Genomic DNA, 1,620 nt, shown 5'->3' with positions numbered 1-1,620 from the left:
GCTCAGGAGCGCACGGTAGCGCTCAGAAAGGCGCGTGCGTGCGCCATCGTCGCCGGCAAGAGACTCGACAGCTGCGAAGCGCCAATCCTCCAATGTCGCGAGCAGCGTCTCCATTTGATCCGCGGGATCGCTCTCGGTCCGAACGTGGCTCAGATTCGTTTCGTCCCCTACCTCAGGTCCGCGCGGCCTGAATTCCCAGCCCTGCGCATCGGCGCGCCGCGACCGGATCAACCGCTGATGAATGCGGTAGCTGTCAGCAATATGCTCCTTGAGCGCGCCACACAGCCCGGCCAGGTCACCCGGCGCGTCGCGGGTGGCGGCTATCATTTGCGGCGCAAGAACTTGGATGATCGGATCGTCCGGGAAGGATCTCACAAGTTCGGCGCCCCGCTGGCGAAGGACAAGCCCGGGGGCGTCATGATTGAGACTTAGGAGGACACGCCCGATCGAACGGCGCTGTTCCAGCTTGATGCGAAAGCCGGCCAGGTCCTCCAAGGGATGGGTCAGTGGATCGAGCAGATTGAGCAGCGCGAGGAACTTTGCTTCATCGCCAAGTGGCGGCGTTGCCGACAGCAGCAACAGCACCGGCGCATCCTGGGCGAGCTCACGAAGGCGCGCGGCCGATTGGGCCATTGGGCCGTCTTCAAACCCGACCAGATGGTGGGCTTCATCGACCACCAAGACGTCTGGTGTCCGGCTGACGCGCGCAAGATCTTCATGCGAGCAGCATTCAAAGGGTGCACCGAACTGATCCAGGCGAAGCTTTTTGCTCAACTCACGGCGCCATTGCTCGCACAGCTTCGCCGGCGCCGCGATTAGAACTCTAGTTTCGGCGTTATCAATGAGGTGCTGACGGATGATGAGGCCCGCCTCGATCGTCTTGCCGAGGCCAACCTCATCGGCGAGCAAATAGCGCTGGATAGGATCACTCAGCACGCGTCGCACGGCCGCCACCTGATGTGGCACGAAGTCAATTCCGGCGGACAAAAGAGATGTCAGACCCTGCGACGCGCTGGTGAGGGCACGAAGCGGGCCGATCGCAGACTGACGCCTATCATGTAGAAACTGACTTTCGGCTCCGCCTGCGGCTAAGATTTCTGCGGGATCCTCCGGCGCGTTCCACGGCCGCACGAAAAGATCTATTTCGCTGAAGTCCTGGCGTTTCCCATTCGGAAAGCTCACTTCATAGGTGATGAGTCCGTTCTCATTGTGAAGAAAGTCGGTGACACGGCCGACGCGCATCCGATCTTCACTAAAAACATAGGCACGGGTCTGCGGACTGAGGAAAGCCCGTTCGACTTGGCCGACATCATATTCGACTTCCTCTGTGCGTTGAATGGAATAGAAAATCGAGATCTTGCACCGCCCGTCGGCCGCTGCCACAAGCTTTCCTATTCCTTTTCGACTAGGCAAGCCAACAAGCATCCCTCTGAACAGATTACCACCCCCCAAGAGCGGGACCCCTCGCCCTGAAAAGCCGACAGTCTCGCGACGATTATTTGAAAAAGCAACTACAACAGCAGCGATAGGCAATAGAATCTGCCGCGCCTAGTCGTATCCCATCTGTACCAGCCGTTGGCATTCTGGATTTCGTCGACCTGCTCCAGCAGTGCCCTGCGG

1 protein-coding gene is annotated in these 1,620 nt (G+C 59.4%); it reads right to left on the bottom strand.

Annotated elements, in window-relative coordinates; translation table 11 throughout:
- Positions 1-1,383 (bottom strand): SNF2-related protein (locus EOA85_RS34820; protein WP_164760113.1); only part of this gene is annotated, 1,383 nt, incomplete at its 3' end.
- Positions 1,384-1,620 lie beyond the last annotated feature (237 nt).

It is taken from the genome of Mesorhizobium sp. M5C.F.Ca.IN.020.29.1.1 (assembly GCF_003997375.1).
GTDB lineage: Bacteria > Pseudomonadota > Alphaproteobacteria > Rhizobiales > Rhizobiaceae > Mesorhizobium > Mesorhizobium wenxiniae.
Note: the sequence above shows the minus strand (reverse complement) of the source record. Positions and strands in the feature narration are given on the sequence as shown.